Annotated in this window: 17 protein-coding genes; 9 read left to right on the top strand and 8 right to left on the bottom strand. The window is 66.2% G+C overall.

All coding sequences use genetic code 11. The features are described from left to right. Positions 1 to 64: 64 nt before the first annotated feature. From C662_RS00530 to C662_RS00515, 4 genes are all read right to left on the bottom strand, one after another. Positions 65 to 547 carry a cytochrome P460 family protein gene (locus tag C662_RS00530; RefSeq protein WP_002923630.1) on the bottom strand — a complete coding sequence of 161 codons (483 nt, stop codon included), beginning with the start codon at positions 545 to 547 and terminating at the stop codon, positions 65 to 67. 193 nt (positions 548 to 740) lie between these two features. Continuing rightward, on the bottom strand, positions 741 to 1,094 hold the full coding sequence (locus C662_RS00525) for a DUF2069 domain-containing protein (RefSeq protein ID WP_002923629.1): 354 nt from the start codon (positions 1,092 to 1,094) through the stop codon (positions 741 to 743). Next, positions 1,091 to 1,690 carry an NAD(P)H:quinone oxidoreductase gene (gene wrbA, locus C662_RS00520; protein WP_002923628.1) on the bottom strand — a complete coding sequence of 200 codons (600 nt, stop codon included), beginning with the start codon at positions 1,688 to 1,690 and terminating at the stop codon, positions 1,091 to 1,093. The genes C662_RS00525 and wrbA overlap by 4 nt, the downstream gene beginning before the upstream one ends. A gap of 81 nt (positions 1,691 to 1,771) precedes the next feature. Next, positions 1,772 to 3,286: a hypothetical protein gene (locus C662_RS00515; protein WP_002923626.1), complete on the bottom strand. Its 1,515-nt coding sequence runs from the start codon at positions 3,284 to 3,286 to the stop codon at positions 1,772 to 1,774. Positions 3,287 to 3,477: 191 nt separating this feature from the next. On the opposite strand from C662_RS00515, the gene rpsP reads away from it, so the two are divergent. The 4 genes from rpsP (at position 3,478) to rplS (ending at position 5,612) form a co-directional block, all read left to right on the top strand. Next, positions 3,478 to 3,729 (top strand): 30S ribosomal protein S16, encoded by a 252-nt coding sequence (rpsP, locus tag C662_RS00510; RefSeq protein ID WP_002923624.1) that lies wholly within the window; start codon positions 3,478 to 3,480, stop codon positions 3,727 to 3,729. Positions 3,730 to 3,760: 31 nt separating this feature from the next. After that, positions 3,761 to 4,279, top strand: coding sequence for a ribosome maturation factor RimM (rimM, locus tag C662_RS00505; RefSeq protein ID WP_002923621.1), 519 nt, complete (start codon positions 3,761 to 3,763; stop codon positions 4,277 to 4,279). Then, positions 4,273 to 5,112 carry a tRNA (guanosine(37)-N1)-methyltransferase TrmD gene (trmD, locus tag C662_RS00500; protein WP_083485709.1) on the top strand — a complete coding sequence of 280 codons (840 nt, stop codon included), beginning with the start codon at positions 4,273 to 4,275 and terminating at the stop codon, positions 5,110 to 5,112. The genes rimM and trmD overlap by 7 nt, the downstream gene beginning before the upstream one ends. 98 nt (positions 5,113 to 5,210) lie before the next feature. Then, positions 5,211 to 5,612 carry a 50S ribosomal protein L19 gene (gene rplS / locus C662_RS00495; protein ID WP_002923618.1) on the top strand — a complete coding sequence of 134 codons (402 nt, stop codon included), beginning with the start codon at positions 5,211 to 5,213 and terminating at the stop codon, positions 5,610 to 5,612. Positions 5,613 to 5,737: 125 nt separating this feature from the next. Here rplS and lptG read toward each other — a convergent pair whose 3' ends face one another. Both lptG and lptF read right to left on the bottom strand, forming a co-directional pair. Further along, positions 5,738 to 6,814: an LPS export ABC transporter permease LptG gene (lptG, locus tag C662_RS00490; RefSeq protein ID WP_002923616.1), complete on the bottom strand. Its 1,077-nt coding sequence runs from the start codon at positions 6,812 to 6,814 to the stop codon at positions 5,738 to 5,740. Continuing rightward, on the bottom strand, positions 6,811 to 7,893 hold the full coding sequence (gene lptF, locus C662_RS00485; RefSeq protein WP_002923610.1) for an LPS export ABC transporter permease LptF: 1,083 nt from the start codon (positions 7,891 to 7,893) through the stop codon (positions 6,811 to 6,813). The genes lptG and lptF overlap by 4 nt, the downstream gene beginning before the upstream one ends. Before the next feature lie 182 nt (positions 7,894 to 8,075). Here lptF and C662_RS00480 point away from each other — a divergent pair, with 182 nt between their 5' ends. From C662_RS00480 to C662_RS00465, 4 genes are all read left to right on the top strand, one after another. Then, positions 8,076 to 9,581 (top strand): leucyl aminopeptidase, encoded by a 1,506-nt coding sequence (locus tag C662_RS00480; protein ID WP_002923608.1) that lies wholly within the window; start codon positions 8,076 to 8,078, stop codon positions 9,579 to 9,581. 23 nt (positions 9,582 to 9,604) lie between these two features. Next, positions 9,605 to 10,045, top strand: coding sequence for a DNA polymerase III subunit chi (locus C662_RS00475; RefSeq protein WP_002923607.1), 441 nt, complete (start codon positions 9,605 to 9,607; stop codon positions 10,043 to 10,045). Beyond that, positions 10,042 to 10,626 carry a hypothetical protein gene (locus tag C662_RS00470; RefSeq protein ID WP_002923604.1) on the top strand — a complete coding sequence of 195 codons (585 nt, stop codon included), beginning with the start codon at positions 10,042 to 10,044 and terminating at the stop codon, positions 10,624 to 10,626. Before C662_RS00475 ends, C662_RS00470 begins: the two co-directional genes overlap by 4 nt. A gap of 121 nt (positions 10,627 to 10,747) precedes the next feature. Beyond that, complete coding sequence (locus C662_RS00465; RefSeq protein ID WP_002923600.1) at positions 10,748 to 13,732, top strand: valine--tRNA ligase; 2,985 nt, start codon at positions 10,748 to 10,750, stop codon at positions 13,730 to 13,732. Between the two features lie 97 nt (positions 13,733 to 13,829). Here C662_RS00465 and C662_RS00460 read toward each other — a convergent pair whose 3' ends face one another. Next, positions 13,830 to 14,060, bottom strand: coding sequence for a sulfurtransferase TusA family protein (locus C662_RS00460; protein WP_002923597.1), 231 nt, complete (start codon positions 14,058 to 14,060; stop codon positions 13,830 to 13,832). Between the two features lie 93 nt (positions 14,061 to 14,153). Next, on the bottom strand, positions 14,154 to 15,593 hold the full coding sequence (locus C662_RS00455; RefSeq protein ID WP_002923595.1) for a M48 family metalloprotease: 1,440 nt from the start codon (positions 15,591 to 15,593) through the stop codon (positions 14,154 to 14,156). Between the two features lie 167 nt (positions 15,594 to 15,760). Here C662_RS00455 and moaC point away from each other — a divergent pair, with 167 nt between their 5' ends. Then, entirely contained in the window at positions 15,761 to 16,258 is a 498-nt protein-coding gene (moaC, locus tag C662_RS00450) for a cyclic pyranopterin monophosphate synthase MoaC (RefSeq protein WP_002923592.1), read from the top strand. The last annotated feature ends 5 nt before the right edge of the window (positions 16,259 to 16,263 follow it).

The following is a 16,263-nucleotide window of genomic DNA, read 5'->3' as shown; positions in this document are numbered from 1 at the left end:
CTGCAGTTCCGCTCGGAGGGCCCGTTCGCGGCTGACCCTCCGGCGTGCCGGGCGCGGCCCGTCCTTAGTCCGCGTTGCGCGTGATGACGAAATCGTTGTCCTGGTACGGAATGTGGCAGGAGAAGCAAGCTGTGCCGCCGTCCTTGACGGCCTTGACGTTCGGATCGCCGCCCTTGAAGGCCTGGAATCCCCAGCCGCCGGTTCCGGGGTATTTCGCGGCATCCTTGATCATCACTGCCACGACCTTGAGCTTGCCCTGCGAGATCGAGCTATTGAGGCCCTCGACGTAGGCGAAGCGGTCGACGACGAAGGTCGCACCGTCCTCGAACTTGCCCGCCTTCAAGCCGGCGACGGCTGCTGGGTTGGCATAGACATGCTGGATGCCGACGTTGCCCTCTGGCTCGTGGCCCTGCATGTTCAGCGTCGAATGATGGTGGAACCAGCTGCGGTAACCTTCGGGAGCGGCGATGTCGCTGGTGTCCTGCGCGGCGAATACGGGTGCGGTCAGACAGCCGGCGATGCAGCCGGCGAGAATCAGGATTTTCATGTGGGTCTCTCTCTCACAGGTGGCCGACGCGAGGTCGGCATCGTATATGTGCAGAGATCGGCCATGACCGATCTCTGGAGACAGGATCGCCCGCCGGGCGCAGGACGTCATCATGATCGGCTGTGCCCACGACTCGCGAAAATCTTGAACCGGCCACTACGCATGCACAGGGGCGTGCACGTGCCGCGCGCGCTCAGTCTCGACGCTGGCGCGACGGCGCGGTATAGCGCGCATGGAAGGTCGTGCTGACGAACAGCGCTGTGGCCAGCGCAGCCTCGATGATCGCGAACACCCCCATCAGGCCTGGATCAGTGGCGCGCAACACACCCTCGGTGAAGTACAGCAGCGACAACATCGACACCCACTGCGAGGTGTAGCGCTTGCCGCGCAGGATACCGAACACCGCGGGCAGCAAGGGCACCGCCTTGAGAATCATCCACGAGCCGCCGGGGCGCAGCGGCGCAAGCCAACCCTCCCACACCACGCTCAGCACGATCAGGCCGAGCAGTGCGAAGCTGGAAACACGTACGAAGATCTGTGGGTTCATGCGTTCCTCCCCAGCCGAAGCGCCACTTCAGCGAGCCGGCGCCCCTGGGCCCTGGCCAGCGTGATCTCCTCAGTGCTCAGCAGCGGCGCGCCATCGATGCCGGCCACGTGGGTCGCCCCATAGGGCGTCCCGCCACTTCGCGTATGCGCGAGCGCGGGCTCGGTGTACGGCAGGCCCATGAGCAACATGCCGTGGTGCAGCAGGGGCACCATCATCGTCAGCAAGGTACTCTCCTGTCCACCATGCAGCCCGCCGCTCGAAGTGAACACACAGGCCGGCTTGCCTGCGAGGACGCCGCCGACCCAGGCGCCGGCAAGGCCGTCGAGGAAGTACTTCATCGGTGCAGCCATGTTGCCGAAACGGGTCGGACTGCCCAACGCCAGGCCAGCGCACTGCTCGAGGTCAGCCGCTTCGACGTAGGGCGGACCGTCGGCCGGGATGTCGTCCTCGACCGCCTCGCATACCGTAGACACCCGTGGCACCGTCCTGACCCTGGCGCCAGCGCCGGGAACCTGATGGATACCGAGCGCGATCTGCTCGGCGAGCGCACGCACGGAGCCACGATGGCTGTAATAAAGAACAAGGATCTCTTGCATCGGCATCTGCATTCCAGGGCGGGGGGCCGAATTATACCCCTCACGCGCGTGCGCCTCCGGCGTTCCAGACCGCTCGTCGGTTCAGATCGGATAGGGGTCGATCTCGTACTGGAACAGTTCGACGCTGGGCGTCTGCATGTCCAGGCCCAGCGCGCGCGCCTGTGCCACATAGACATGCCCCAAATCGCGTACGAACACAAAGCGCCGCGATGCGTAGGTACCAGCCAGCGCCAGCATCGCCGGATGCCGCCGCACCGGCTCCATGACCGGCAGAGAAAGCGCTGGTGAAGGATGGAGCGCCGCCGTGCCGCGGAAACCAACCTTCACGGACTGGAATGAAGGGCCGATGAGTTGCAGACCGAGTTCAAGCTGTCCGGGATGCTCGCTGCGCACCCAACGCACGACGCATACCGACCACGGCTGCCCGGGCTCGCGCCGCAGCGCCACCGCACTGCCCGCCTCGACCTCGCAATCGACACCCGCAGCGCTCATGATCGCGTAACCACCGGGGCTCTCGTTCAGCACCACCCACTCGTGCACCCGCCCCTGCTCGCGCAACCCACATCCGAGCTCCCACACGGTCTTGAGGCCAACGCTGACCTGGATGACGTACTGCTGCGCCCGCCGCGGCTGCTCGCGCACCGGTGTTGCCATCCAGTGCATGCGCAGGCGACGCAGCAAGGCAAGCATCTCCAGCGGCGCAAGCCCGGCAGGAAATCCCCCCTCCTCCGCTGCGAGCGGCTCGATATCGCAACTGCTGCCTGCCAACTCAGCCGCAGTCATGTGTGCTGTTACCCAGTCGATGCACTCGCTGAGCTTCTGTGCCATCGCCCTCGGGTTGAACGCCCACGCCCGCCCTTCGGCCAGCAGTTCCGCGGGTACTGCGCGACGGGCAAGCGCCACCGGCGGCGCGTCGGCGCCGGGATCGATCCACCACACGGCACCGCCTTCGGTCGCTGCATCGGGCGCCAGCAAGGCGACCGCGAGGACGCGCTCATCGAGAAAATCGAACAACCAGGCAAGCTCGCGCGCAGTAAGCCCCTCGGGCTGCGAAACCGCGACCGCAAGAAGGCGGAGATAGGCAGTGCGTGCTGCGCTGGCCTCGCCTGCCGCAAGATCGACCGCGCTCGCCAGTCGGTGCGCCAGACGCCAGCAACCTGCGGGCGTCTGCATGGCTGCGAGTCCCGACAGCGCGCAGGCCTCGGTGACGAGTCCGAGCGCACTGGCAGCCAGCGTCTGGCGCGCAGCGCTGGCCCTCAGCAGCGAGCGCCGGCCGGCATCGACCAGCTCTGCGTAGGCCCCCGCAACATCGAGCAGGGCGACACAGACCTGCTCGGTAAGCTCGAACACGGTGGCGGCGAGCGGCAGGTGGGCCGCAAGCAACTGCGGACGCAAGCGCTCTGCCAGGTCCATCACCCGCTCGGACACCTCATCGACCAGCACCTGCTTGCGCTCGGCCGCGATGCCCGGCGCAGCCAGGATCGGCATGTGGCGCTTGAGCGCAACGAGATCCGCCGCAGGATCGTCAGCCGGCTCGCCACCCAGCCAGTCGCTCAGCGCCTGCAAGGCATCGGAAAGTGCTCGAGGGTCGTCCATCATCCTGCTCAATCAACGGGCTCGACCTGCATTCTAGCCGCTTGTGGGATCGCCGCGCGCACGCAGAGCACGACCATCGAGCATGCTGCCAGACCATGAACGGCAGAAGGAAAGACGTGCAAGTCCTTGCTCTTGCGGGAACGTTCCCATATAATCCGACGTTTTTCGCATCTACCGATCAGGAAAATCAGATGGTCGTCATTCGCCTTGCCCGTGGTGGCGCCAAAAAGCGCCCGTTCTTCAACATGGTTGTTGCCGATTCGCGCAACCGCCGCGACGGTCGCTTCATCGAGCGCGTTGGCTACTACAACCCGATCGCCTCGGGCGCCGAAAAGGGCCTCGTGGTCAACACCGAGCGCCTGGCCTACTGGGAGCAGAACGGCGCCCAGCTGTCGCCGACGGTCGCCCGTCTGGTCAAGCAGGCCGCCAAGGCCGCAGCCTGATCAGCGCCAGTCTGCTACGGCGGAATACGGCATGATCGTACTGGGGCGCATCGTCGCCCCTTTTGGCGTTCAGGGCTGGATCAAGATCCATCCCTTCGGCGACGACCCCGCTGCCTGGCGCAAGATGTCGCACTGGTGGCTGAGTCGTGACGACAATGCGCCTGCAGCGCAGTGGAAGCAATACACGCTGAGCGCCTGCCGCACGCACGGCAAGGGACTGGTTGCCACGCTGGCCGAAGTCCCCGACCGTAACGCGGCCGAGGCGATCAACGGCTTCTACATCGCCGCTCCACGCGAAGCCCTGCCCGCAACCGAAGACGGCGAGTACTACTGGGGCGACCTTGTCGGGCTCACGGTCGATAACGAGGCAGGCGAGGCCCTTGGCGTCGTCAGTGGACTGTTGTCGACCGGTGCCCACGACGTGTTGCAGGTGCGCGAAGGCGCGGGCGAAGATGCCGTCGAACGGCTGATTCCCTTCGTCGCCGCCTACGTGCTCGACGTTGACCTCGCCGCCCGGCATATCCGGGTGAGCTGGGAGAAAGATTGGTAGACGTCAGCCAGGAGGATGCGGGGCGGTCTGCCGGCATAGAAGGTGGCCAGCGTCGCTACGACGTGATCACGCTCTTCCCCGAGATGTTCTCTGCCCTCACGGCAAGCGGCATCACGCGGCGAGCGAAGGACAAGGGGCTGTACGAACTCGGGTTCCACAACCCGCGCGACTACACCCACGACCCGCACCGCACGGTCGATGACCGTCCCTACGGTGGCGGGCCGGGCATGGTGATGCTTGCCGAGCCGCTGGCACAGTCGATCGCCGCTGCGCGCGCGGCACAGCACGCAGCCACGGGCAAGCAGGCCCGGGTGATCTACCTGTCGCCTCAGGGGCGCCGGCTGGACCAGGCGGTAGTGATGGAGTTGGCGGCAGAGGCGGGCCTGGTGTTGCTGTGCGGTCGCTACGAAGGCGTTGACCAGCGCCTGATCGATCGCGAGGTCGACGAAGAACTCTCGCTCGGCGACTTCGTGCTGTCGGGTGGGGAACTGCCGGCGATGGTGCTGCTCGATGCAATCGTGCGCCAGTTGCCCGGCGCACTGAATACCGCCGGATCGGCACAGGAGGACTCCTTCGCCGACGGCCTGCTGGACTGTCCGCATTACACGCGGCCAGAGCTGTACGAGAACGAACGCGTGCCCGACGTGCTGCTGTCGGGCAACCATGCTGCGATCCGCCGCTGGCGGCTGAAGCAGTCCCTGGGCCGCACCTGGCTGCGCCGGCCCGAATTGCTGGCTGCGCGGCCACTGAGCAAGACCGAATTGAAACTGCTTGACGAGTTCAGGCAGGAGCAAGCCGGGGCAAAAGGCGACCTGCATGCGCAGGGTGTCTGAAAGCCCGATCACAAACGGCAGGCATCAGGTTTCGACCTGCTCTGCTGCCAGGCCGATGCAACAAGGCAGAGGCCGATAACATAGATGGAGTTAGTCCAATGAACCTGCTTCAGCAACTCGAACAAGAAGAGATCGCCCGCGTTTCCGAAGGCAAGACCATCCCCGAGTTCGGTCCCGGCGACACCGTGATCGTCCAGGTGAAGGTCAAGGAAGGCAACCGCGAGCGTCTGCAGGCCTATGAAGGCGTCGTCATCGCCAAGCGCAACCGTGGCCTGAACTCGTCCTTCATCGTCCGCAAGATCTCCTCGGGCGAAGGCGTCGAGCGTACGTTCCAGACCTACTCGCCGCTGGTCGCCGGCGTTGAAGTGAAGCGCCGCGGCGACGTCCGCCGCGCCAAGCTCTACTACCTGCGCCAGCGTTCGGGCAAGTCGGCTCGTATCAAGGAAAAGCTGGACTACAAGGCGGTCGCTGCACGGCGCGCTGCCCAGCAGCAAGGCTGATTGCCGGTTATCCGGCAAGACGACAAAAAACGGGCTTCGGCCCGTTTTTTGTTTTTGCGCATCCCGTTTTCGCGCGCGCCATCATCTCCAGCAGCCCGGCGCCCGGTCCGCGACGCAAACCCTCGTCAGCGCCGCTCGACGCGATGCAGCATGTAGCCTGCCGCAGCCAGGAAGATCAGGCTGGGCGTAAGCGCCGCAAGCAGGGGCGGCCAAGCGTTGATCATGCCAAGATTCGAGAACAGGCCGTTGAGCAGATGGAAGGCAACGCCGAGCATCACGCCGACGAAGATGCGCGCACTCGCGCCGCCCATGCGATCATGAATGAAGCCGAAGGGCATCGCCAGTGCCATCATCACCAGCACCGCGAACGGATACACCACCTTCTTCCACAGCGCGATCTCGAAACGATCGGCACTCTGGTTGTTGTCACGCAGGTGGCTGATGTAGGCCCACAGCTTGTCGAAGGGCATGTGCTCCGGCGACACCATCAGTACGCCGAGCACCTCCGGCGTCAGATCCGATCGCCAGCCGATCTCGGGCAGCACCTCGACCTCGGTACGATCGCCCAGGAAGCGGGTGCGTGACACCTCGAGCAGCTTCCATTCGCCTGAACCGTCATACACGCCGCGCTTGGCCTCGGCAATCGATACCAGCTCGTAGTTGTCGTTGAAGGTGTAGACCCGGGCATTGCGCATGCTGCGATCGGGCATCAGCGTGCGCACGTTGATCACCAGGCGCCCATCCTTGACCCACAGCCCGGAGCGCAACTGCTGCGACACGGTGGCATTGGTTGCGTTGAGCTTCCACTCCTGCGCCGCGGTCGCAGCGGGCGGCGCGAGATACTCGCCGACGAGGAAGGTGAACGCCACGAACACCCCGCCAATCAGGCCCAGCGTACGCATCAGCACCAGATTGGACATGCCCGAGGCACGCATCACCGTGATCTCGGAGTGCCGCGCCAGGGTTGCGAGCGCATACAGGCTACCGATCAGCACCGCGATCGGCATCAACTCGTAGACCAGCGCGGGCAGGCTCAGCAGCACATAGACGAAGGCCTGGTAGAGCGTGTAGCCCCCCTTGCCCACATCCTCGAGCTCGTTGATGAAGTCGAAGAAGGCGAACAGGCCGACGAAGGCGAGCAGGACAAGTGCCGTTGCCGACAGGATCTCGCGCGCCAGATAGCGCAGCAGCACGCCGCTCATGACCGCCTCCGCCAGAACGGTGAGATTGCCAGCCGCTTGTAGAACAACAGCCCGAGCACACCGGCCACAACCAGGTGCGGCAGCACGAGTCCGAGCGTAAAGCCGATTCGACCCTGCGCGACCCAGGACTGGAATACGGAGATGGCGTTGCTGTAGAGAAGGTACACGAGCAGGGCCACCAGCATGTTGTTGGCACGACCGGCCCGCGGATTGACGAAGGACAGCGGAATCGCCATCAAGGCAAGCAGCAGCGCGGTGAGCGGCGCGCTGAAACGCGCCAGCAACTCACCCAGGGCGCTCGAGCTGTCCAGGGCAAGCAGCACTGCCGTTGGCAAGGCGCGCGTACGCGACGGCTGCCCCGCCATCTGGCGTTGTTCGACCAGGACCTCATAGCGCTCGAACTCCATCACCCTGTACTGGGGTGTGCCGGGCCGACCGTCGTAGCGCCTGCCCTTCTCGAGCACGACATAGCGACGCCCCTCCTCGTCGCTGCGCAGGAAACCCTCGGCCGATACGATGACGACAAGCCCGCCATCGCGCGCCTGCTCGCTGACGAACACATTGCGCACGCGACCATCCTCGCCTGCCCCCACCTCGACGAAGAACACGCGCTGAGCGCTCGACGACTCGCGAAACACGCCGGGAGCGACCCGGTGGGTGTCGTCGCGACTCTCCAGCAACTGGCGATACTCGGCGCTCTTGAGCTGCGACCAGGGCGTCAGGTACAGCGCCCCCGCCCCGATCACGATCACCATCGGCAGCGCGAACATCAGCACCGGCCGGATCCAGGCCGTGAGCGGCACGCCGGCCGCGAACCAGACCACCATCTCGGAATCGCGGTAGCTGCGCGACAACGACACCAGGATGGCGATGAACAAGGTCAGCGTCAGCACCGTCGGCAACTGTGCGAGCGCACCGAAGCCGATCAATGCCATGACCGCGTCGGCCGGAACACGGCCGCCTGCCGCCTGCCCGAGCAAGCGGATGAGGACGGTGGAGATCAGGATCGCGAACAGCGCCACGAACACCGCGGCTGCCGTTTGGGCGAATTCCCGTTGCAGGGCGCGCCGGAAGATCATCGGGCGAAGGTCAGGAACCGAGTTGCAAGACAGCGTTGTGGTCTGGATCTCGCCAGCGTTGACGGAACCGCCGCTGGGGCGGCCACGACGGCGGTGGCGGGGAGGCGGTTTTGACGCCCTGCTCGGGTACGGGCCATAATCGGCGTCGATCCGAAGCAAGCGTTCATCAAAGGAAAAAGCGGATGGAATTTACCATAAAGACCGGCAGCCCGGCGAAGCTCAAGACCGGCCTCCTGGTGCTGGGCGCCTTCGCTGGCGGCAAGCTGAGCGCACTCACGGCGGCCGTGGATGGCGCGACCGAAGGCCGCATCGCGGCGCTGATCAAGCGTGGCGATCTCGACGACAAGGCCGGCTCGACCCTGCTCATCCCCGACCTCGCGGGCACCCAAGCCGAGCGCGTGCTGCTGGTCAGCCTCGGCAAGGCCGAGGACTTCGGCGACAAGGCCTACCGCGACGCCCTCGGCGCAGCGGCCAAGGTCATCAGCAGCAGCGCAGCCAAGGATGCTGTGCTGGCGCTGGCCGACATCGAGCTCGAGGGCCGCAGCCTGTCGTGGCGGTTGCAGCAGGCGGCCCGCATCGTCGCCGACGGCGCCTACCGCTTCGATGCGCTCAAATCCGACCAGGGCAAGAAGACGCGCAAGGAGCGCGGCGCGCGCAAGCTTACCCTGCTCGTCAGCAGCGAGCTTTCGGCCGAACTCGACACTGCCGTACTGCAAGGGCACGCAATCGCCACCGGCATGGCGCTGGCCAAGGACCTCGGCAACCTCCCCGGCAACATCTGCACCCCCACCCACCTCGCCGAGACGGCCCAGGCACTGGGCAAGCAGTACAAGTTCGGCGTCGAGGTGCTCGAACGGGCCGACATGGAGAAGCTCGGCATGGGCTCCTTCCTGTCGGTGGCCCGCGGCTCGCACCAGCCGCCCAAGTTCATCGTCATGGAATACAAGGGCGGCAAGGCGAAGGCCAAGCCGATCGTACTGGTCGGCAAGGGCATCACCTTCGACACCGGCGGCATCTCGCTCAAGCCCGCAGCCGAGATGGACGAGATGAAGTACGACATGTGCGGCGCGGCCAGCGTGCTCGGCACCTTCAAGGCGGTTGCACAGATGGGTCTGCCGATCAATCTCGTCGGCCTCATCCCCACCACCGAAAACATGCCCGGCGGCGGAGCGACCAAGCCTGGCGACGTCGTCACCTCGATGTCGGGCCAGACCATCGAGGTACTCAACACCGACGCCGAGGGGCGCCTCATCCTGTGCGACGCGCTGACCTACGCCGAGCGCTTCAAGCCCGAGTGCGTGATCGACATCGCCACCCTCACCGGCGCCTGCGTGGTCGCGCTGGGCAAGATCCCCAGCGGCCTGCTGGCCAACGACGACGACCTTGCCGCTGAGCTCCTCAAGCGCGGCACGGAGTCTGGCGATCGTGCCTGGCAGCTGCCACTGTGGGACGAGTACCAGGAGCTGCTCAAGAGCAACTTTGCGGACATGGGCAACATCGGCGGCCGCTACGCCGGCACCATTACCGCAGCCTGCTTCCTCGCGCGCTTCACCAAGGCGTACAAGTGGGCGCATCTGGACATCGCCGGCACCGCCTGGGTGTCGGGCGAGGCCAAGGGTGCAACCGGCCGCCCGGTACCGCTGCTGTCCGGCTTCCTGATCGGCCGCGCTCAGGCAGCAGCGCGCTGAGCAGCCGCCAGACCACAGCCGGCATGGGCACGCGCATCCACTTCTACCACAACACCCCCGACCGCCTCGCCCTCGTAGGCGAGCTGGTCGGGCGGGCGCTCGAGCGCGGGCGCAAGGCAGCGGTGCGTTTTCCCGATGGCACGATGCTCAAGCGCTTCGACCAGTTGCTGTGGACCCGGGAACCTCAGTCCTTCACGCCTCATGTCGCGGTCGACTCGCCACTCGCCGGCGAAACCCCTATCGTGCTGGCGGAGGCTGGTACCGCTACCCCCTGGCCGCACACCGACATGCTGCTCAACCTCGCCGACGACGTCCCCCCCGGCTTCGAGCACTTCCGCCTGCTGATCGAAATCGTCGGCCAGACGGAGGCCGACAAGGCACCCGCGCGCGCGCGCTGGGGCCACTACCGGCAGCGCGGCCTGGAGTTGAAGGCTTTCGACTCGGTAATGAGGGCGCCCTTGTGAACCAGGATTGGCAGGGACTTTCCCCTGAAGACGAGCTCGAGCGTGCCGACGATCTGCTCAACCAGGCCGACGCCCTGCTCAAGCGCCACCAGGCAAAGGACGACGCCGGCGGCATGGACTGGTATCCAACCCCTGAGCTGGACGAGGACGACCTGCCCATCCTCACCGAGGTCGTCGAGGATTTTGCGCTGCCGCCAGACTGGCCCGCGACGTCGGCACCCCATGCAACCGGCTTCGAGCGCCCGCCGACACCCCCTCCGAAGCCCCACGCTTCCTCGGTGCAGGCGCCCCCCAGTGGCGGCGCCGACCACAGTGCAGCGCTGCAGGCGGCGCTGTCATCCCGGCTGGCGGAAAAGCTGGTCGAACTCGACACCGAGATCGCGCGCGAGATCGGCCTCTGGGTTTCCACCGAGATGCCTCAGATCCTCTCCCGCGAGCTCGATGGCCTGGCCAGCCGCCTGCAGGCCGAGATGCAGGCGCACCTGCGTGCCACGCTTCTGCCCGAGCTCTCCGCCCGCGTCGGCCGCCTGCTCGACGACGCCGGCGCGCCCCAGGCCGTCAAACCGCCCTCAGGCACCTGAGGCGCTGCCGACGCAACGATAGCGGCGCAGGCACGCGCCCCGGCCGCGTCACGCCAACAGGCCGGGAGGCAGCCGCGCATCCGCTATAATCCGCGCTTTGCCTTCAAGCGCGTAGAACACCATGGAACTGGCCAAGAGCTTCGAGCCCGCCGACATCGAACGTCGCTGGTACCCGGAATGGGAATCCCGCGGCTATTTCGACGCCGGACTCGACAAGTCGAACCCCAACGCCTTCTGCATCCTGCTGCCGCCGCCCAACGTCACCGGCACGCTGCACATGGGGCACGGCTTCAACCAGACCATCATGGACGCGCTGACGCGCTACCACCGCATGCGCGGCGACAACACGCTGTGGCAGCCGGGCACCGACCATGCCGGCATCGCCACCCAGATCGTCGTCGAACGCCAGCTCGACGCCCAGGGCGTGTCGCGCCACGACCTTGGCCGCGAGAAATTCCTGGAAAAGGTGTGGGAGTGGAAGGAGTACTCCGGCGGCACCATCACGCGCCAGATGCGCCGCCTCGGCACCAGCCCGGACTGGAAGCGCGAACGCTTCACGATGGACGAAGGCCTGTCGAAGACGGTCACCGAGACCTTCGTGCGCCTCTACAACGAGGGCCTGATCTACCGCGGCAAGCGCCTGGTGAACTGGGACCCCAAGCTCGGCACTGCGGTGTCCGACCTCGAAGTGGTGTCCGAGGAAGAGGACGGCAAGCTCTATCACATCCTCTACCCCTTCACCGATGGCCCGATCGGTGAATTGCGCGGCCTGACCGTCGCCACCACCCGCCCCGAAACCCTGCTCGGCGACGTCGCGGTGATGGTGCATCCCGAGGATGAGCGCTATGCCCACCTCATCGGCAAGACGGTCGCGCTGCCGCTCACCGGCCGCCAGATCCCGATCATCGCCGACGACTACGTCGACCGCGAGTTCGGCACCGGCTGCGTCAAGGTCACCCCGGCGCACGACTTCAACGACTACGCGGTCGGCCAGCGCCACAAGCTCGACATGATCGTCGTGCTCAAGCTCGACGGCAGCGTGCCCGCAGTCGCCGAACGCTACACCAGCGACGGCATCACTCTGGACGGCGTGGCCATGCCGGCCACGGTCGCCGGCCTGGATCGCGTGCCGGCGCGCGATGCGGTGGTCACAGAGCTGGAACAGCTCGGCCTGCTGATCGAGGTCAAGGCGCACAAGATGCAGGTGCCGCGCGGCGACCGCACCAGCGTCGTCATCGAACCCATGCTCACCGACCAGTGGTTCGTGGCCATGTCCAAGCCGGGCGCGGATGGCAAGTCGATCACACAGAAGGCGCTCGACGTCGTCGCCTCCGGCGAGATCAAGTTCTACCCCGAGAACTGGGTCAACACCTACAACCAGTGGCTCAACAACATCCAGGACTGGTGCATCTCGCGCCAGCTGTGGTGGGGTCACCGCATCCCGGCGTGGTACGACGAGGAAGGCAAGATCTACGTCGCCAGCTGCGAAGAAGAGGCCATCCACGCCTGGAAGGCCGACCTGCAGGCCGAGATCGACGCGCTCACCGCCGAGGTTCAGGCGCGCCAGAGCCAGGGCCAGACTGCCGCCGACTACCCGGCCATCGCCGAACGCCTGGCCGTGCTGCATGCCCGCCACGACGCCGGCCACCTGCGCCAGGAAGACGACGTGCTCGACACCTGGTACTCGTCCGCACTGTGGCCGTTCTCGACGCTGGACTGGACCACGGAGTGGCCGGGCAAGAGCAACGACGCGCTCGACCTCTACCTGCCCTCGACCGTGCTCGTCACCGGCTTCGACATCATCTTCTTCTGGGTGGCGCGCATGGTCATGATGACCAAGCACATCACCGGCAAGATCCCGTTCAGGCACGTCTACGTGCACGGCCTCATCCGCGACGCGGAAGGCCAGAAGATGAGCAAGTCCAAGGGCAACGTGCTCGACCCGATCGACCTCATCGACGGCATTGCCCTCGACGAACTGGTCGGCAAGCGCACCTACGGCCTGATGAACCCCAAGCAGGCGCAGAGCATCGAGAAGAAGACACGCAAGGAATTCCCCGAGGGCATCCCCGCCTTCGGCACCGACGCGCTGCGCTTCACCTTCGCCAGCCTGGCCAGCCCGGGCCGCGACATCAAGTTCGACCTCGCGCGCTGCGAGGGCTACCGCAACTTCTGCAACAAGCTGTGGAACGCCACCCGCTTCGTGCTGATGAACTGCGAGGGCCAGGACTGCGGCATCGGCGACAACGTCGCCTGCTCCACCGAGGTGCTCGACTTCTCCTTCGCCGACCGCTGGGTCGTGTCGCGCCTGCAGCGCACCGAGGCCGAAGTCGCAACCCAGTTCGAGGCCTACCGCTTCGACCTCGTCGCGCGTGCGGTCTATGAGTTCGTGTGGGACGAGTACTGCGACTGGTACCTGGAACTCGCCAAGGTGCAGATCCAGACCGGCACCCCGGCCCAGCAGCGCGCCACCCGGCGTACCTTGCTGCGCGTGCTCGAGACGGTGCTGCGCCTGGCCCACCCGCTGATTCCCTTCATCACCGAGGAGCTGTGGCAGACGGTCGCCCCGCTCGCCGGGCGCAAGGATGGCGACAGCATCATGCGCGTACGCTACCCGCAGGCCGACATGAGTCGGATCGACGAGGCCTGCGAGGCCAAGGTCGCCGAGTTGAAGGCGATGGTCTATGCATGCCGCAACCTGCGCGGTGAGATGAACATCTCGCCCGCCCAGCGCCTGCCGCTGGTCGCCGCCGGCGACAAGGCGGCGCTGGCCGTGTATGCCCCCTATCTCGCCGGCCTGGCAAAGCTCTCGGACGTACAGATCGTCGACGAGATCGGCGCCGACGAACTCGCCCCGGTCGCAGTGGCCGGCGCGACCCGCTTGATGCTCAAGGTGGAGATCGACATCGCTGCCGAGCGCGAACGCCTGGGCAAGGAGATCGCCCGCCTCGAGGGCGAGATCGCGAAGGCCGAAGGCAAGCTCGGCAACGCCAGCTTCGTCGATCGCGCCCCGGCCGCGGTGGTGCAGCAGGAACGCGACCGCCTCGCTGGCTTCAAGGTCACGGTGGACAAGCTCAAGCCGCAGCTCGCCAAGCTCGGCGGCTGAACTGAACAGGGCCGGGCACGTCCGGCCTGAACAGCAAGAAGGGGCTGCCCGGCAACACGGGCAGCCCCTTCCGTTTCCAGCGCCGTACTGAGAAGACTTACTTGCGCTTGAGGAAGAACTCGAAGGCCTTGTCCGCCGTCTCGCCCTGGCCAACCAGCTCATTGCCCGTCTGCCGTGCAAAAGCCTGGAAGTCCTTCACCGCGCCCGGATCGGTGGCAAGCACGCGCACCACCTGCCCGGACTGCATCTCGGCCAACATCTTCTTGGCGCGCAGGATCGGCAACGGGCAGTTCAGTCCACGGGCATCCACTTCCTTGTCGAAATCCATCCCTCGTCCTCTGTCATGGCTAATTGCTTGAATCCAATATTCTAATGGATCGAGGCAGGCGCAGGAAGGCGGACACCGCCGCACACCTTGGTATCAGCGCTCGCGCCGCTCCTCCAGCAGACGCTGCTGCAGCTCGCGCAGGCGCGCATCCACTGCCGACAGCGTGTAGAAATCGCCATCGCCCGCACGGCGCGCAATCTCGAGCTGCTCGATGGCCGCAGGCAGGCTGCCGCGCAACACATAGACCTCGGCCTGCGCCCTGTGCTGCTCGGTGCGCTGGCCAAGCTCGGCTTGCGCACGCGAGAGCAGCTGCCACAGGCGCGGATCGGCACTTCGGGTATCGATCATCCGGCGCACGCCTGCAACGGCCTGCGCAGCCTGGCCGCCACGGATCTGTGCGTCGGCCAGCGCGTAGGCCAGGCTGCGACTCGCCGGAAAACGCTGCTGAGCGGTCTCGAGCGTGCGGATCGCGCTGCTCGGATCTCGCCGTGCAAGGCTGATCTCGGCCGCAAGGGTCTCGATCCAGGGCGACGGCGCTGCACGCGCGCGCAAGCTGCCAAGCCTGTCCGCAGCGTCTGCCGTGCGCCCTGCCCGTAGCAAGGCACGCGCAAGACCGTAAAGCGCTGCATCGTCGCGCCCATCGCGGGCAACACGATCCTCCAGATCGCGCACCGCATCGGCCGGCTGGCCCACACTGGCGCGCAGCTTGGCGCGCGCATAGCGGAAGTCGTCCGAATCGAGCACCTGGCGGAATGGCATCGAGGCCACCCGGTTTTCCATGTCGGCAATCCGCTCGGTGGTGAGCGGGTGGGTGCGCAGGTAGGCCGGCGCGTTGTTCTCGTACATCCGTGTCGAACGCTGCAAGCGCTCGAAGAAGCTCGGCATGCCGCGCACGTCCAGCCCGGCACGATCCAGGGTATCGAGACCGACGCGATCGGCCTCGCGCTCGAAGGCACGCGTGTAGCCGAGCTGCGACTGGATCGCCCCCGCCTGCCCGGCCGCAATCGCCGCCTGGCTGACATCGGAATTGCTGCGCGCAGCCAGCACTGCGACCAGCAGCGACGCCATCATCAGCATCGCCGACTGGCTCTGCTTGCCGACGATCTGGGCAATATGGCGCTGGGTGACGTGCGCGATCTCGTGCCCGAGCACCGAGGCGAACTCCGACTCGGTTTCGGCTGCAAGCAGCAATCCCGTATGCACACCGATATAGCCGCCAGGAAGCGCAAAGGCGTTCAGCGAGGGGTCGCGCACGACAAAGAAGTCGAAATCGAGCGACGCGTTGTTGCCAACCGCAGCCAGGCGATGGCCGAGCCGGTTGACGTACTCCTCGACCTCGGGGTCGTCCAGGTAGGCGGCGTCACGCCAGCGGATCTCACGAATGATCTGCTCGCCGATCCGCCTTTCAGCGGCAGGCGAGAGTTCGGAAGCCGCCACATCGCCCAGGTCGGGCAGATCGAAGGCGAGCACGGGAAGCGGCGCGGGCAGGGCCAGCACCAGGCTGAGCAGGAGGGCAAGGGGTCGGCGCATCATCGGGTGCTATGATACGCGCGACCTTGCGCGCGTTCCCGTCCGAGTGCATCGATCTGTTGCCACTCGTCATCCGTGCCCGCGCAGCCCCGTCACCGTGCGCACTCGAGCGCGCACCGGCGGGCGCTCTAGATCCGCTCTACACCCTTACCCACTGCTCTCCGACTGCCATGACCACGACGTCCTCCGCCAGCCCGACCCCGCTCACCCACTTCGATGCCGACGGCCAGGCTCACATGGTCGACGTCGGCGCCAAGGCGGAAACCCGTCGTGTCGCCGTCGCCACGGGCTGCATCCACATGCAGCCCGAAACTTTCGCGATGGTGAAGGCGGGCAGCGCGAAGAAAGGAGACGTCATCGGCATTGCGCGCATCGCTGCTATCCAGGCCTCGAAGCGCACCAGCGAACTGATCCCGCTCTGCCACCCGATCCCGCTCACCCGCGTCGCAGTCGATTTCGAGCTCATCGAGCACGACGCCGCCATCCGCTGCACGGTCACGGCAGAGACGGTAGGCCGCACCGGGGTCGAGATGGAGGCACTGACCGCGGTGAATGTGGGCCTGCTGACGATCTACGACATGTGCAAGGCGGTGGACCGCGGCATGCGCATGGAAGGCATCCAGCTCATGGAAAAGCTGGGGGGCAAGTCGGGGCACTGGAAGGCGTGAGCGCG

This window comes from Thauera sp. 28 (genome assembly GCF_000310145.2).
Lineage (GTDB): Bacteria > Pseudomonadota > Gammaproteobacteria > Burkholderiales > Rhodocyclaceae > Thauera > Thauera mechernichensis.
Note: the sequence above shows the minus strand (reverse complement) of the source record. Positions and strands in the feature narration are given on the sequence as shown.